Below are 12,429 nucleotides of genomic sequence, written 5' to 3' on the forward strand. Positions count from 1 at the left end.
CCCCAAGGATGTGAGGCGGCGGAATATAGGGTGAACACGACTTTCTATCAATTGCGATACATTGCTAATTGCACTAAATTTACATTCTTTACACTTTTTCCTTACGGTTTTTACGGACTCGTTCGTCCCGGCGTTTTACAGGGCGGATAAGAATCAATACCATTGGCGCCTTTCCGAATTCAGGTATTGCCCATGCTGCTGCACATTCCCGGCCTGTTCTCTCGTGAGGAAGTGCAGCGCATTCGCCAAGCCCTGGAAAACGCCGATTGGGCCGACGGTAAAATCACCGCCGGGCACCAGTCCGCCAAAGCCAAGCACAACCTGCAATTGCCTGAAGGCCACCCTCTGGCCAAGGAAATCGGTGCGGCGATGCTGGAGCGCTTGTGGCAGAACCCGTTGTTTATGTCGGCGGCGTTACCGCACAAGGTCTTCCCGCCGTTGCTCAACTGCTACACCGCAGGCGGCAGTTTTGATTTCCACATCGACAACGCCGTGCGCCAGCCCAAAGGCAGCCACGAACGCGTGCGCACCGATTTGTCGTCCACCTTGTTTTTCAGCGACCCCGATGAATACGACGGCGGCGAGCTGGAGATCCAGGACACCTTCGGCCTGCAGCGTGTGAAGCTGCCGGCCGGCGACATGGTGCTGTATCCCGGTTCCAGCCTGCATAAAGTCAACGCCGTGACCCGCGGTGCGCGCTATGCCTCGTTCTTCTGGACCCAAAGCCTGGTGCGCGAAGACAGCCAGCGCACCCTGCTGTTCGAGATGGACGGCGCGATCCAGCAACTGAGCGCCGATGTGCCCGACCACCCTGCGTTGATCCAACTCACCGGCACCTATCACAACTTGCTGCGCCGCTGGGTCGAGGTCTGAGCATGGGCTTTTTATTGCGCCGCGAAGAAGTGCTCAACGTTGAGCAGCTGCAGAGCATGCTTGACGATTCGCCCGTCCGTGCCGCCCAGGCGATCCTGATCGCGGCGAAGGAGGGCGTGGTGGATGCCCAGGCGCTGCTCGGGCAGATCCTGCTGGAAGGGCGTGGCATTGCGCGCGATGAAGCGCTTGCCTTGCGCTGGTTCCGGATTGCAGCCCAAAGCGGGCACTTGATGGCACGCAATATGGCAGGCCGTTGCCAGGAGCATGGCTGGGGGTGTGCCGTCGATGAGGTGGCGGCTGCGAGGGAATACCGGATGGCAGCAAAGGCCGGCCTGGATTGGGGTCAATACAACTATGCCAATCTGCTGGCGACCGGACGCGGCGTCGCTGAAGACCAACAACAGGCACTGGCCTTCTACCGTCAGGCGGCGGAGCAGGGGCATGCCAAGTCGATGAACTTGGTGGGGCGTTATCTGGAAGAGGGCCTGTTCTGCCCACGGGACCTGGACGCTGCCGTGGATTGGTATCGACGCTCAGCCGAAGCCGGGGATTTTCGCGGGCAGTTCAGCTATGCGGCGGTGTTGGCTGACAGCGGTCAAATCGAGGCGGCGCTGGCGTGGCTGCGCAAGGCATTGGCGGGCGGGAATCTGAAGTTCCTGCGCACGGCGCACAAGGCACTGGCAGCAGCGAATGATCCGCAGATTCGGGCGATGGCCGAGGCTTACAAAGAGCGCGCCACACACCTGAACCTGTAGGAGCCGGCAGCCGGCTCCTACAGCGGTTGATCGTTCCCGGGAGGGACGATCAGACGTAGAACGATTTCAACGGCGGAAAGCCATTGAACTCAACCGCGCTGTAGCTGGTGGTGTACGCACCGGTCGACAACCAGTACAGACGATCACCAATCGCCAGGTTCAGCGGCAGGCCGTACTTGTAGTTCTCGTACATGATGTCGGCGCTGTCACAGGTCGGGCCGGCGATGACCACTTCTTCCATCTCGCCTTTCTTCTCGGTCCAGATCGGGAACTTGATGGCTTCGTCCATGGTTTCGATCAGGCCGGAGAACTTGCCCACATCCGTGTACACCCAACGCTCGACGGCGGTACGGGATTTACGCGCCACCAGCACCACTTCGCTGACCAGGATACCGGCGTTGGCGATCAACGAACGGCCTGGCTCCAGGATGATTTCCGGCAGGTCGTCGCCGAAATCCTCCTTGAGGAAGCGGATGATTTCTTCGGCGTAGGTTTCCAGGCTGTTGGTGCGGGTGATGTAGTTGGCCGGGAAGCCGCCACCCATGTTGATCAGCTTGAGGTGAATGCCGTCTTCTTCCTTCAGGCGTTCGAAGATCACTTTGACCTTGGCGATCGCCGCGTCCCACACGCTGATGTCGCGCTGTTGCGAGCCGACGTGGAACGAGATGCCGTAAGGCACCAGGCCCAGGTCACGGGCGAGGATCAGCAGGTCCATGGCCATGTCGGTCTGGCAGCCGAATTTGCGCGACAAAGGCCAGTCAGCCGTGGTCGAGCCTTCGGTGAGGATACGCACATACACTTTCGAGCCCGGTGCGGCCTTGGCGATGTTGCGCAGGTCGGCTTCGGAGTCGGTGGAGAACAGACGCACGCCCTTCTCGTAGAAGTAGCGGATGTCCTTGGATTTCTTGATGGTGTTGCCGTAGCTGATACGGTCGGCGCTGACGCCGCGATCCATCACTTTATCCAGCTCGTAGATCGAGGCGATGTCGAAGCTCGAACCCTTCTCTTTGAGCAGGTCGATGATCTCGACGGCTGGGTTGGCCTTGACCGCGTAATAGACCTTGGCGAATTCGAAACCGGCGCGCAGGTCATCGTAGGCCTGGCTGATCATCGCGGTGTCGATCACCACGAATGGGGTTTCTTGCTTGTCGGCGAACGCCTTCATTTTGTCAAAAGTGGCGCGCGCGAAATAGTCTTCGACGTTGATCGACATGCTGGGAACTCCTAAGGGCAAACTGTAGTAATCAATGGGTGCAACTGAACGTCCTCCGTATCCCCACTTTGGTTCGCCTACTTCCCAAGGCATGTCGCCGAAAGCAAAAAGGCCATGGGACTAACCGCTTCCCTTGGCCTTGCTGTCTCGTCGTCAGTACTTGAGCCGGATGGATCGTTTCCAGCATGGACGTTCGGCGCGAACTTTAGGACGTGAGAGGCCATAGATCAACTAAAAATGTCGCGTTTTTGCACGCGTTCGTCGCGGGAACCGGTGCAGCTACTTATGTAACCGACAGGTATGACGGAATGATGTTCCCCGGAAGGGGCAATTCGCTGGAATTTCCCTGGCACACCTCAGACCAAATGTGGGAGCGGGCTTGCTCGCGAAAGCGCTGCATCAGTCACTCTATTCAGTGACTGACACTCCGTATTCGCGAGCAAGCCCGCTCCCACATGTTTTAACCGAGTCGAGTCAGATCAGGCCAGGGCGGTCTCGGCAGGCGACACAATACTGGTCTTGCCCCCACGGGACTTACCGGAACTCAGGTACTCGGCAATCGACTCCTGGGTGACTTCGCCGAGGAATACCCGCTCCGCATCCATCACCGGCAGCCACGACCGGTTGAACTCATACATGCGCGACAACAGGATGCGCAGATGCTCGTCATACGCCGCCGTGGCGTTGAACTCGCGCAGGTACTGGCCGCAAGTCCCGGTCTGACGGTGCAGGTCGCGACGTCGTACATACCCCAGTGCCTTGTTCTCGGCACAGGTGACCACCATGTAGCGGCGGTCATGCTCATCCATCAATTCCAATGCATCGGCCACCGGCGTCTCGGGGCTCACCGACGGCGCGTTGTCCGCCGCATCTTCGGCCTTCACCAGCAACAGGCGCTTGAGGGTACTGTCCTGGCCCACGAAGTTACTGACGAATTCGTCGGCCGGGTGGGCGAGCAGGGTGTCCGGATGATCGATCTGCAACAGCTTGCCGGCGCGGAAGATGGCGATCTTGTCGCCCAGCTTGATGGCTTCGTCGATGTCGTGGCTGACCATGATCACGGTCTTGTTCAGCGCGCGCTGCATCTCGAAGAACTCGTTCTGGATCATCTCGCGGTTGATCGGGTCGACCGCGCCGAACGGTTCGTCCATCAGCAGCAGTGGCGCATCGGCCGCCAGGGCACGGATCACGCCGATGCGCTGTTGCTGGCCACCCGACAGCTCACGCGGGTAGCGGTGCAGGTATTGCTTGGGCTCCAGCTTGATCATGCTCATCAACTCGCGAGCGCGGTCATGGCATTTCTGCTTGTCCCAGCCGAGTAATTTAGGCACGACCACGATGTTTTCCTCGATGGTCATGTTGGGGAACAGACCGATCTGCTGGATCACATAACCGATGTTGCGACGCAGGGTCACTTCGTCGAGGTCGGTGGTGTCTTCGCCATTGATCAGGATCTTGCCCGAGGTGGGCTTGATCAGGCGGTTGATCATTTTCAGCGTGGTGCTCTTGCCGCAGCCCGACGGGCCGAGAAAGACGCAAATCTCGCCTTCATTGACGGTCAGGCTTACATCGTTCACGGCCGTCACAGTCTTGCCGTTGCTTTGGAAGGTCTTGGACAGGTTTTGAAGTTCGATCATTTGAGCAATCCTTTTGGAGTCAGCGAGCGTTGCAGCCATTGCAGAAGCAGGTCGGCGAAGATGGCCAGGAGACTGACCAGCACGGCGCCAACGATCAGCATCGACATGTCGCTGCGGCTGATGGAAGCCAGAATAAGTACACCCAGGCCACCGGCGCCGATGGTGGCGGCGATGGTCATGACACCAATGTTCATCACCACGGCGGTGCGCACACCGGCGAGGATCACCGGCACGGCGATGGGCAGCTCGACCATGCGCAGGCGCTGGCCGAAGGTCATGCCGATGCCGCGTGCGGCTTCGCGAATGCCCGGTTCCACCCCGGTGAGGGCCAGGTAGGTGTTACGCATGATCGGCAGCAGGGAGTAGAGGAACACGGCGGTGATCGCCGGCATCGGCCCCAGGCCCTGGCCGAACTTGGAATAGAACGGCAGCAGCAGACCGAACAGCGCGATGGACGGTACAGTCAGCAACACGGTGGCGCTGGCTTGCAGCGGACCGGCCAGGGTCGGAAAGCGTGTCATCAGAATGCCCAGGGGCACGCCGATCAGGATCGCGAGGATCACGGCGATGCCGACCAAGGTGATGTGCTGTCCGGTCAGTTGTAGGACTTGGGCCCAATCAAGATGGGAAAAGGCGTTCAGGAATTCCATGTCTTCTCCTCTTATTGATTGATGGGATGTTGGCGCAGGAAGTCGGCGGCAACAGCGGATGGGCTTTCATGGTCGACGTCGACCCGCGCGTTCAACTGGCGCATGGTTTCGTCGTCGAACAGATCGGCCAGCGGCTTGAGTTCAGCCGCGAGGGTTGGATGCTGGTCGAGATACGCCTGACGGATCACCGGTGCGGCGGTGTAGTCCGGGAAGTAATGCTTGTCGTCTTCCAGCAGCTTCAGTTTGAAGGCGTTCAGGCGACCATCGGTGGTGTAGACCAAACCGGCAAACACTTGACCGTTACGCAGGGCGGTGTAGACCAGGCCGGCGTCCATCTGCCGGGTGTTTTTACGCGTGAGGTTCATGTCATACAGCTTGACCATGCCGCCCATGCCGTCGGACCGGTTGGCGAACTCGGTGTCCAGCGCCACCAGGCGCGTGCCTTTGGTTTTTTCCGCCAGGGCGTGGGTCAGGTCGCTGATGCTGTTGATCTGCGGGAACTCCTTGGCCACGTTCTCGGGCAGGGCCAGGGCGTAGGTATTGCTGAAGCGCGACGGCGAGAGCCAGATCAGGCCTTTTTTAGCGTCGAGTTCTTTGACTCGAGCGTAGGACTGTTCGCTGTCGAGTTTCTCGTCGACATGGTTGTAGGCCACCAGCGACACGCCGGTGTACTCCCAGATCAGGTCCAGTTGCCCGCTTTCCTGGGCACTGCGCGCCAGGTTGCTGCCCAGGCCGCCAGTCACACGGGCGTCGTAGCCCTTGGTACGCAGGTACTGGGAAGTGATTTCGGCGAGCAGGGTCTGTTCGGTGAACACCCGGGCGCCGATGCGGATCACCGGTTTTTCGGCGGCTTGCGCAATGCCTGCAAACAGCAGGACGCAGCTCAATATCAGGGTCAGTCTTTTCATGTGATTTCCTTTGCCAAGCCTTAAGACGGACGCAACCCGCGTTCCAACCAGAGGCGGCTGGCCATGGTCACCAGACCGTCAAGCAACAACGCCAGCAGCGCGGTGCACGCGGCGCCGAGTAGCAATTGCGGCTGGTTGTTCAGGGCGATGCCGGGGAAGATCAGGCTGCCCAGGCTGTTGGCGCCGATCAGGAAGGCCAGCGGTGCGGTACCGACGTTGATTGCCAGCGCCACGCGCACGCCACCGATGATGATCGGCACGGCGTTGGGCAATTCGACGCGAAACAGCACTTGGCGCGGTGTCATACCGATGCCGACGGCAGCTTCCTTCAAAGAACCCTGCACGTTTTTCAGGCCTTCGTAGGTATTGCGCACAATGGGCAGCAAGGAGGCGAGGAACAGGGCGAAGATCGCAGGGCCGCTGCCGATGCCGAGGACGCCGAGGGCGATGGCCAGTACGGCCAGGGGAGGGACGGTGTTGCCGATGTTGAAGATCTGCATGAAGCGTTCTGCACGCCCGACCATGTTCGGTCGACTGAGCAGGATACCGGCGGGGATCCCCACAATCAGGGCGGCCAGCATGGAGACAAGAACCAGGATCAGATGAGCTTGCAGGTAAAACAACAAATCGTCGCGGTACAGTTCGATCGTGTTGATGCCGATCCAGTGGACCAGCAGGGCCAAGAGGGCGACGACAACCGCTCCTCCTATCAGCCCTTTGCCATAGCGAATAGCCACAGGCGGACTCCTTTTTTCTTCTGTCGGCGAACACATTCCTTCGTGGCATGCCATGCCTGGCTGCCTCTGAATGTGGTCGCGAAATGCAGCTCGCCGATACCGGCAACGCGGTATGCGATCGAGCCATGAGCGCAGCCTCGTCAGGCTAACTTGCTGATTTATCAGCCCCTGTTCCGAGTGCGGTAGCAGGGGAGTGGACGTCTCTACCTTTTAAAAGGTTCCATACTTGGCAGCATTTAGCCACCCCCAATGGGCTGAACGGTGGTCTGGCTGCCTGGGTTTGCGCTATACTCGCCGCCCTTTTTTGACTCACCTGCCAGGCGATTTCCCATGACCCACCAGGCCGCCGAAGTCGCGAAACGCCGCACTTTCGCCATTATTTCCCACCCCGATGCCGGTAAAACCACCATCACCGAGAAGCTGTTGCTGATGGGCAAGGCAATCGCGGTGGCCGGCACGGTGAAATCCCGCAAATCCGACCGCCATGCCACCTCTGACTGGATGGAAATGGAAAAACAACGGGGTATTTCCATTACCACGTCGGTCATGCAGTTCCCGTATCGCGACCACATGGTCAACCTGCTCGACACCCCGGGCCACGAAGACTTCTCCGAAGACACCTACCGCACCCTGACCGCGGTGGACTCGGCACTGATGGTCCTCGACGGCGGTAAGGGCGTCGAGCCGCGCACCATCGCGCTGATGGACGTGTGCCGTCTGCGTGACACTCCGATCGTCAGCTTCATCAACAAACTCGACCGCGACATCCGCGACCCGATCGAGCTGCTCGATGAAATCGAAGCCGTCCTGAAGATCAAGGCCGCACCGATCACCTGGCCGATCGGTTGCTACCGCGACTTCAAGGGCGTTTACCACCTGGCCGACGACTACATCATTGTCTACACCGCCGGCCATGGTCACGAGCGCACCGAAACCAAGATCATCGAGAAACTCGACTCCGACGAAGCCCGCGCCCACCTGGGTGACGAGTACGACCGCTTTGTCGACCAGTTGGAACTGGTGCAGGGCGCCTGCCATGAGTTCAACCAGCAGGAATTCCTCGACGGCCAGTTGACCCCGGTGTTCTTCGGTACCGCCCTAGGCAACTTCGGTGTCGACCATGTGCTCGACGCTGTAGTGGATTGGGCCCCGCGCCCGTTGGCACGTGTCGCCAACGAACGCACCGTAGAGCCGGTCGAAGAGAAGTTCACCGGATTCGTGTTCAAGATCCAGGCGAACATGGACCCTAAACACCGCGACCGTATTGCCTTCATGCGCATCTGCTCCGGTAAATACGAAAAAGGCATGAAGATGCGCCACGTGCGCACCGGCAAGGACGTACGCATCGGCGACGCCCTGACGTTCTTCTCCTCCGAGCGTGAACAGCTCGAGGAAGCCTACGCGGGCGACATCATCGGCCTGCACAACCACGGCACCATCCAGATCGGCGACACCTTCACCGAAGGCGAAGCGCTGGGGTTCACCGGTATCCCGCACTTCGCACCGGAACTGTTCCGCCGCGTCCGCCTGCGTGACCCGCTGAAATCCAAGCAACTGCGCCAAGGCTTGCAGCAATTGGCGGAAGAGGGCGCCACCCAGGTGTTCTTCCCCGAGCGCAGCAACGACATCATCCTCGGCGCCGTCGGCGTGCTGCAGTTCGATGTGGTCGCCAGCCGCCTGAAAGAGGAATACAAGGTTGAGTGCTCGTATGAGCCGATCACTGTGTACTCCGCGCGCTGGATCGATTGCAGCGATAAGAAGAAGTTGGAAGAGTTCTCCAACAAGGCCGTGGAAAACCTGGCGGTGGATGGCGGTGGTCACCTGACCTACCTGGCCCCGACCCGAGTCAACCTGGCGCTGATGGAAGAGCGCTGGCCAGATGTGAAATTCCGCGCAACCCGTGAGCACCATTAAGGTCTGAGCGGTTTATAAAAGGGCGAGGCTGTCATGGCTTCGCCCTTTTTTGTGGGCGCTGAACACCACATTTTGATCTGCGCATGGCGATCGATTGGCAAGAAGCCCGCATCGGGTCTAGCGTATTCAACTACTTCACCCACTCACCGACGGATCAGGAGGCGACCTTGCGTATAACTCAACGTGCCGTTCAGCTGATGTTGCTGGCGGCTCTGGGGCTGGCCGGCAATTGGGCGCTGGCGGGCGCTGGAACGCCCCAATGGAAAGACACCGGCCCTGTCACCAAGAAAAAGCAGCAAGAGGTCAACTCCGGCAGCTGGAAACCGCAAGCCCAGCCCGCCCCGAAGGAAGATCAGGAAAATCCCTACAACGATGGCGAGGACAGTGAAACCTACGACGACGGCGAAACCTGATACCTGGCGCTATCCCGGCATCGCGACTAGCGTCAACGATGGCGGCGGTAAACGGCTGTCGCGTGGGATCTACCTACTGACTGGACGGAATCAACCATGAGTATTTTTCAACGAGTCGTGCTGTTGATAAAGGTGCTGGTGCTGTTGTCGTTGGGGATGTCGTCGGCCTGGGCGCATAACCCGCTGCAGAGCAGTGTTGGGTCTTCTGGGCATCGCCAGGATCTGCAATTGGCGAAGTCTGAGGCGGAGCCTGGCGACAAGGACCAGGGTGGCAGTGAGGGCGATGATGATTCCACCACCGACGAACCGGACAGTGATGATCCGGACGATGAAGGCGACAGCCAGACGTAGGCATCGCCCAAAAGAAAGCCCCTCCCACCCGGCTGATGCGCAACCTGATGGGAAGGGCTGTAGAACACTTGCAATGCCTTGGGCTGATCACCCAGGGCATTTTTGTTGCGATGTCACGCGACGAACTGCTCCGCGTAGTGGCAAGCCACCTGACGGTTATCCAACGGCCGCAGTTGCGGCTCCTCGGTGCTGCATCGCGCGGTCGCATACGGGCAGCGCTTGTGGAAGGCGCAGCCTGGCGGCGGGTTCAGCGGGTTGGGCAGCTCGCCGACGATTTTGATCTTCGGCTTGTTCGGGTCTGGATGGATGGTCGGGGTCGCCGACAGCAGCGCCTGCGTATACGGGTGCAGCGGGCGTGCGTAGATGTCTTCCTTGGGACCGACCTCCACTGGGCGACCGAGGTACATCACCATCACGTCGTCGGCAACGTGTTGCACCACTGCCAGGTTGTGGGAAATGAACACGTAGGCGGTGTTGAATTCCTGCTGCAGGTCCATGAACAGGTTGAGCACCTGGGCCTGGATCGACACGTCCAGCGCGGAAGTCGGTTCATCCGCCACCAGCACTTTCGGTTGCAGCATCATGGCGCGGGCCAGGGCGATCCGTTGGCGCTGGCCGCCGGAGAACATGTGCGGGTAGCGCTGATAATGCTCAGGGCGCAGGCCCACTTGCTTCATCATTGCCTGTACCTTCTCGCGGCGTTCGGCGGCAGACAGGTTGGTGTTGATCAGCAGCGGCTCGGCCAGTTGATCACCGACTTTCTGCCGTGGGTTCAGCGAGGCGTACGGGCTCTGGAACACCATCTGCACGTCTTTGCGCAGTTGCTTGCGCTGGGCCTTGTCGGCGCCCGCGACTTCTTGTCCGGCGATTTTCAGGGACCCGGAAGACGGCTCTTCAATCAATGTGAGCGCGCGGGCCAGGGTGGATTTGCCGCAACCCGACTCGCCTACAACCGCAAGGGTCTTGCCGGCTTCGAGCTCGAAGGACACGCCATTGAGGGCACGCACCGTGGCGTGGCCCTTGAACAGGCCACGGGACACTTCGTAGTGACGGGTAAGGTCGCGGGCGGTAAGAACGACGGCCATTACGCCACCTCCTGGTTCAAGGGGTAGAAGCAGCGCGCGAGGCTGTTGGTTTTCGGGTCAAGGTCGGGACGCTGGGTACGGCAGTTTTCCTGCACGTAAGGGCAACGCGGCGACAGCAGGCAGCCCTGCGGACGGTCATAGCGGCCGGGTACGATACCGGGCAGCGTGGCCAGGCGCGTGGCGCCGAGGCTGTGCTCCGGGATCGCCTTGAGCAGCGCTTCGCTGTAAGGGTGCGCTGGAATGTCGAACAGTTGCGGTACCTGGCCGACTTCCACGGCTTGGCCGGCGTACATCACGCACACGCGCTGGGCGGTTTCCGCCACGACCGCGAGGTCGTGGGTGATCAGCACCAGGCCCATGTTCTGTTCTTTCTGCAGGGCCAGCAGCAGTTCCATGATCTGCGCCTGGATGGTCACGTCCAGTGCAGTCGTCGGCTCATCCGCAATCAGCAGTTTCGGCTCGCCGGCAATCGCCATGGCGATTGCGACACGCTGGCTCATACCGCCGGACAGTTGATGCGGGTAGGCATCCATACGGCTGGCAGCGCCTGGAATTTCGACTTTTTCCAACAACTCGATGGCACGCTTGCGCGCTTGTTTGCCGGACATTTTCAGGTGCAGGCGCAGCACTTCTTCAATCTGGAAACCCACGGTGTAGCTGGGGTTCAGTGCAGTCATCGGGTCCTGGAATACCATCGCCAGGTCTTTGCCGACGATCTGACGGCGCTGGCGGTTGCTCAGCTTGAGCATGTCCTTGCCGTCGAAGTTCAGCGCGTCGGCGGTGACGATGCCGGGGTGTTCGATCAGGCCCATCAGCGCCATCATGGTCACGGATTTACCCGAACCCGACTCACCAACGATCGCCAGTACTTCACCTTTGTCGACGGAGATGTCGAGGCCATCGACCACCGGCACGGCGGTCTTGTCGCCGAAGCGGACGTTGAGATTCTTGATTTCTAACAGTGACATGGGAATCTCCTCAGGCGGCGTTCTTGAGTTTCGGGTCCAGCGCATCGCGCAGGCCGTCGCCCATCAAGTTGATTGCCAGCACGCTGAGCAAAATGGTCAAACCAGGCAGGCTCACCACCCACCAGGCGCGTTCGATGTAGTCACGGGCCGAAGCCAGCATGGTGCCCCACTCCGGGGTTGGCGGTTGTACGCCAAGGCCAAGGAAGCCCAGAGCCGCGGCATCGAGGATCGCCGAGGAAAAGCTCAAGGTGGCCTGAACGATCAGCGGCGCCATGCAGTTGGGCAGCACGGTGATGAACATCAGACGTGGCAGGCCGGCGCCGGCGAGGCGGGCGGCGGTCACGTAGTCACGGTTCAGCTCGCCCATTACCGCAGCGCGGGTCAGGCGAACATAGGACGGCAACGACACGATCGCGATGGCGATCACGGTGTTGATCAGGCCAGGGCCGAGGATCGCGACAATGGCTACAGCCAGCAGCAGCGACGGCAGGGCCAGCATGATGTCCATCAAGCGCATGATGGTCGGGCCGAGCAAGCGCGGGAAGAACCCGGCGAACAGACCCAGCAGGATCCCCGGGATCAGCGACATTACCACCGACGACAAACCGATCAGCAAGGACAGGCGCGAGCCCTGGATCAGGCGCGAGAGCAAATCACGGCCCAGTTCGTCGGTGCCCAGCAGGAATTGCATCTGCCCACCTTCCAGCCAGGCTGGCGGGGTCAGCAGGAAGTCGCGGTATTGCTCGCTCGGGTTATGCGGCGCAACCCACGGGGCAAAGATCGCGCAGAACACGATCAGCAACATGAACAGCAGGCCGGCAACCGCGCCTTTGTTCTTGGAAAAGGCTTGCCAGAATTCTTTGTACGGAGACGGGTACAGCAGGCTTTGATCGACTGCTGACACTGGAGTAGGTGTGGTCATGGT

13 protein-coding genes are annotated in these 12,429 nt (G+C 60.2%); 5 read left to right on the forward strand and 8 right to left on the reverse strand.

Features of this window, described 5'->3' with window-relative positions; all coding sequences use genetic code 11:
* Positions 1-192: 192 nt before the first annotated feature.
* Both BMZ57_RS06680 and BMZ57_RS06685 read left to right on the forward strand, forming a co-directional pair.
* Positions 193-873: a Fe2+-dependent dioxygenase gene (locus BMZ57_RS06680; RefSeq protein ID WP_010213205.1), complete on the forward strand. Its 681-nt coding sequence runs from the start codon at positions 193-195 to the stop codon at positions 871-873.
* A 2-nt stretch (positions 874-875) separates the two neighbouring features.
* Complete coding sequence (locus BMZ57_RS06685; protein ID WP_010213204.1) at positions 876-1,628, forward strand: tetratricopeptide repeat protein; 753 nt, start codon at positions 876-878, stop codon at positions 1,626-1,628.
* Positions 1,629-1,677: 49 nt separating this feature from the next.
* Here the strand turns inward: BMZ57_RS06685 and BMZ57_RS06690 are convergent, their stop codons facing one another.
* The 5 genes from BMZ57_RS06690 to BMZ57_RS06710 all read right to left on the reverse strand — a co-directional run bounded on the left by BMZ57_RS06690 (position 1,678) and on the right by BMZ57_RS06710 (position 6,773).
* On the reverse strand, positions 1,678-2,841 hold the full coding sequence (locus tag BMZ57_RS06690; RefSeq protein WP_010213203.1) for a type III PLP-dependent enzyme: 1,164 nt from the start codon (positions 2,839-2,841) through the stop codon (positions 1,678-1,680).
* Between the two features lie 479 nt (positions 2,842-3,320).
* The gene (locus BMZ57_RS06695) at positions 3,321-4,478 is read right to left on the reverse strand and encodes an osmoprotectant ABC transporter ATP-binding protein OsmV (RefSeq protein WP_010213202.1); all 1,158 of its coding nucleotides are present in this window, start codon (positions 4,476-4,478) and stop codon (positions 3,321-3,323) included.
* Entirely contained in the window at positions 4,475-5,128 is a 654-nt protein-coding gene (locus tag BMZ57_RS06700) for an ABC transporter permease (RefSeq protein ID WP_010213201.1), read from the reverse strand. The genes BMZ57_RS06695 and BMZ57_RS06700 overlap by 4 nt, the downstream gene beginning before the upstream one ends.
* Before the next feature lie 11 nt (positions 5,129-5,139).
* Positions 5,140-6,036: a glycine betaine ABC transporter substrate-binding protein gene (locus BMZ57_RS06705; RefSeq protein ID WP_010213199.1), complete on the reverse strand. Its 897-nt coding sequence runs from the start codon at positions 6,034-6,036 to the stop codon at positions 5,140-5,142.
* Positions 6,037-6,056: 20 nt separating this feature from the next.
* Positions 6,057-6,773, reverse strand: a complete 717-nt coding sequence (locus tag BMZ57_RS06710; protein WP_003215977.1) for an ABC transporter permease — start codon at positions 6,771-6,773, stop codon at positions 6,057-6,059.
* A 330-nt stretch (positions 6,774-7,103) separates the two neighbouring features.
* Here BMZ57_RS06710 and BMZ57_RS06715 point away from each other — a divergent pair, with 330 nt between their 5' ends.
* The 3 genes from BMZ57_RS06715 (at position 7,104) to BMZ57_RS06725 (ending at position 9,451) form a co-directional block, all read left to right on the forward strand.
* Entirely contained in the window at positions 7,104-8,687 is a 1,584-nt protein-coding gene (locus BMZ57_RS06715) for a peptide chain release factor 3 (protein ID WP_010213196.1), read from the forward strand.
* A gap of 83 nt (positions 8,688-8,770) precedes the next feature.
* Positions 8,771-9,100 (forward strand): hypothetical protein, encoded by a 330-nt coding sequence (locus BMZ57_RS06720; protein WP_021491899.1) that lies wholly within the window; start codon positions 8,771-8,773, stop codon positions 9,098-9,100.
* 96 nt (positions 9,101-9,196) lie between these two features.
* A complete protein-coding gene (locus BMZ57_RS06725; protein ID WP_010213194.1) occupies positions 9,197-9,451 on the forward strand; it encodes a hypothetical protein in 255 nt (84 codons plus the stop codon).
* Between the two features lie 113 nt (positions 9,452-9,564).
* Here BMZ57_RS06725 and BMZ57_RS06730 read toward each other — a convergent pair whose 3' ends face one another.
* The 3 genes from BMZ57_RS06730 to BMZ57_RS06740 are packed head-to-tail and all read right to left on the reverse strand — an operon-like array spanning position 9,565 to position 12,426.
* Positions 9,565-10,536, reverse strand: coding sequence for a peptide ABC transporter ATP-binding protein (locus BMZ57_RS06730; protein WP_010213193.1), 972 nt, complete (start codon positions 10,534-10,536; stop codon positions 9,565-9,567).
* Positions 10,536-11,504 carry an ABC transporter ATP-binding protein gene (locus BMZ57_RS06735; RefSeq protein WP_010213192.1) on the reverse strand — a complete coding sequence of 323 codons (969 nt, stop codon included), beginning with the start codon at positions 11,502-11,504 and terminating at the stop codon, positions 10,536-10,538. Before BMZ57_RS06735 ends, BMZ57_RS06730 begins: the two co-directional genes overlap by 1 nt.
* A 10-nt stretch (positions 11,505-11,514) precedes the next feature.
* Positions 11,515-12,426: an ABC transporter permease subunit gene (locus tag BMZ57_RS06740; RefSeq protein WP_010213191.1), complete on the reverse strand. Its 912-nt coding sequence runs from the start codon at positions 12,424-12,426 to the stop codon at positions 11,515-11,517.
* Positions 12,427-12,429 lie beyond the last annotated feature (3 nt).

It is taken from the genome of Pseudomonas simiae, from assembly GCF_900111895.1.
GTDB lineage: Bacteria > Pseudomonadota > Gammaproteobacteria > Pseudomonadales > Pseudomonadaceae > Aquipseudomonas > Aquipseudomonas simiae.

Excerpts from the sequence above, each read along its gene's own strand:
- BMZ57_RS06705 (WP_010213199.1), bottom strand. The coding sequence starts at position 6,036 with ATGAAAAGACTGACCCTGATATTGAGCTGCGTCCTGCTGTTTGCAGGC.
- BMZ57_RS06690 (WP_010213203.1), bottom strand. The coding sequence starts at position 2,841 with ATGTCGATCAACGTCGAAGACTATTTCGCGCGCGCCACTTTTGACAAA.
- BMZ57_RS06685 (WP_010213204.1), top strand. The coding sequence starts at position 876 with ATGGGCTTTTTATTGCGCCGCGAAGAAGTGCTCAACGTTGAGCAGCTG.
- BMZ57_RS06730 (WP_010213193.1), bottom strand. The coding sequence starts at position 10,536 with ATGGCCGTCGTTCTTACCGCCCGCGACCTTACCCGTCACTACGAAGTG.
- BMZ57_RS06725 (WP_010213194.1), top strand. The coding sequence starts at position 9,197 with ATGAGTATTTTTCAACGAGTCGTGCTGTTGATAAAGGTGCTGGTGCTG.
- BMZ57_RS06720 (WP_021491899.1), top strand. The coding sequence starts at position 8,771 with ATGGCGATCGATTGGCAAGAAGCCCGCATCGGGTCTAGCGTATTCAAC.
- BMZ57_RS06695 (WP_010213202.1), bottom strand. The coding sequence starts at position 4,478 with ATGATCGAACTTCAAAACCTGTCCAAGACCTTCCAAAGCAACGGCAAG.
- BMZ57_RS06700 (WP_010213201.1), bottom strand. The coding sequence starts at position 5,128 with ATGGAATTCCTGAACGCCTTTTCCCATCTTGATTGGGCCCAAGTCCTA.
- BMZ57_RS06740 (WP_010213191.1), bottom strand. The coding sequence starts at position 12,426 with ATGACCACACCTACTCCAGTGTCAGCAGTCGATCAAAGCCTGCTGTAC.
- BMZ57_RS06680 (WP_010213205.1), top strand. The coding sequence starts at position 193 with ATGCTGCTGCACATTCCCGGCCTGTTCTCTCGTGAGGAAGTGCAGCGC.
- BMZ57_RS06735 (WP_010213192.1), bottom strand. The coding sequence starts at position 11,504 with ATGTCACTGTTAGAAATCAAGAATCTCAACGTCCGCTTCGGCGACAAG.
- BMZ57_RS06715 (WP_010213196.1), top strand. The coding sequence starts at position 7,104 with ATGACCCACCAGGCCGCCGAAGTCGCGAAACGCCGCACTTTCGCCATT.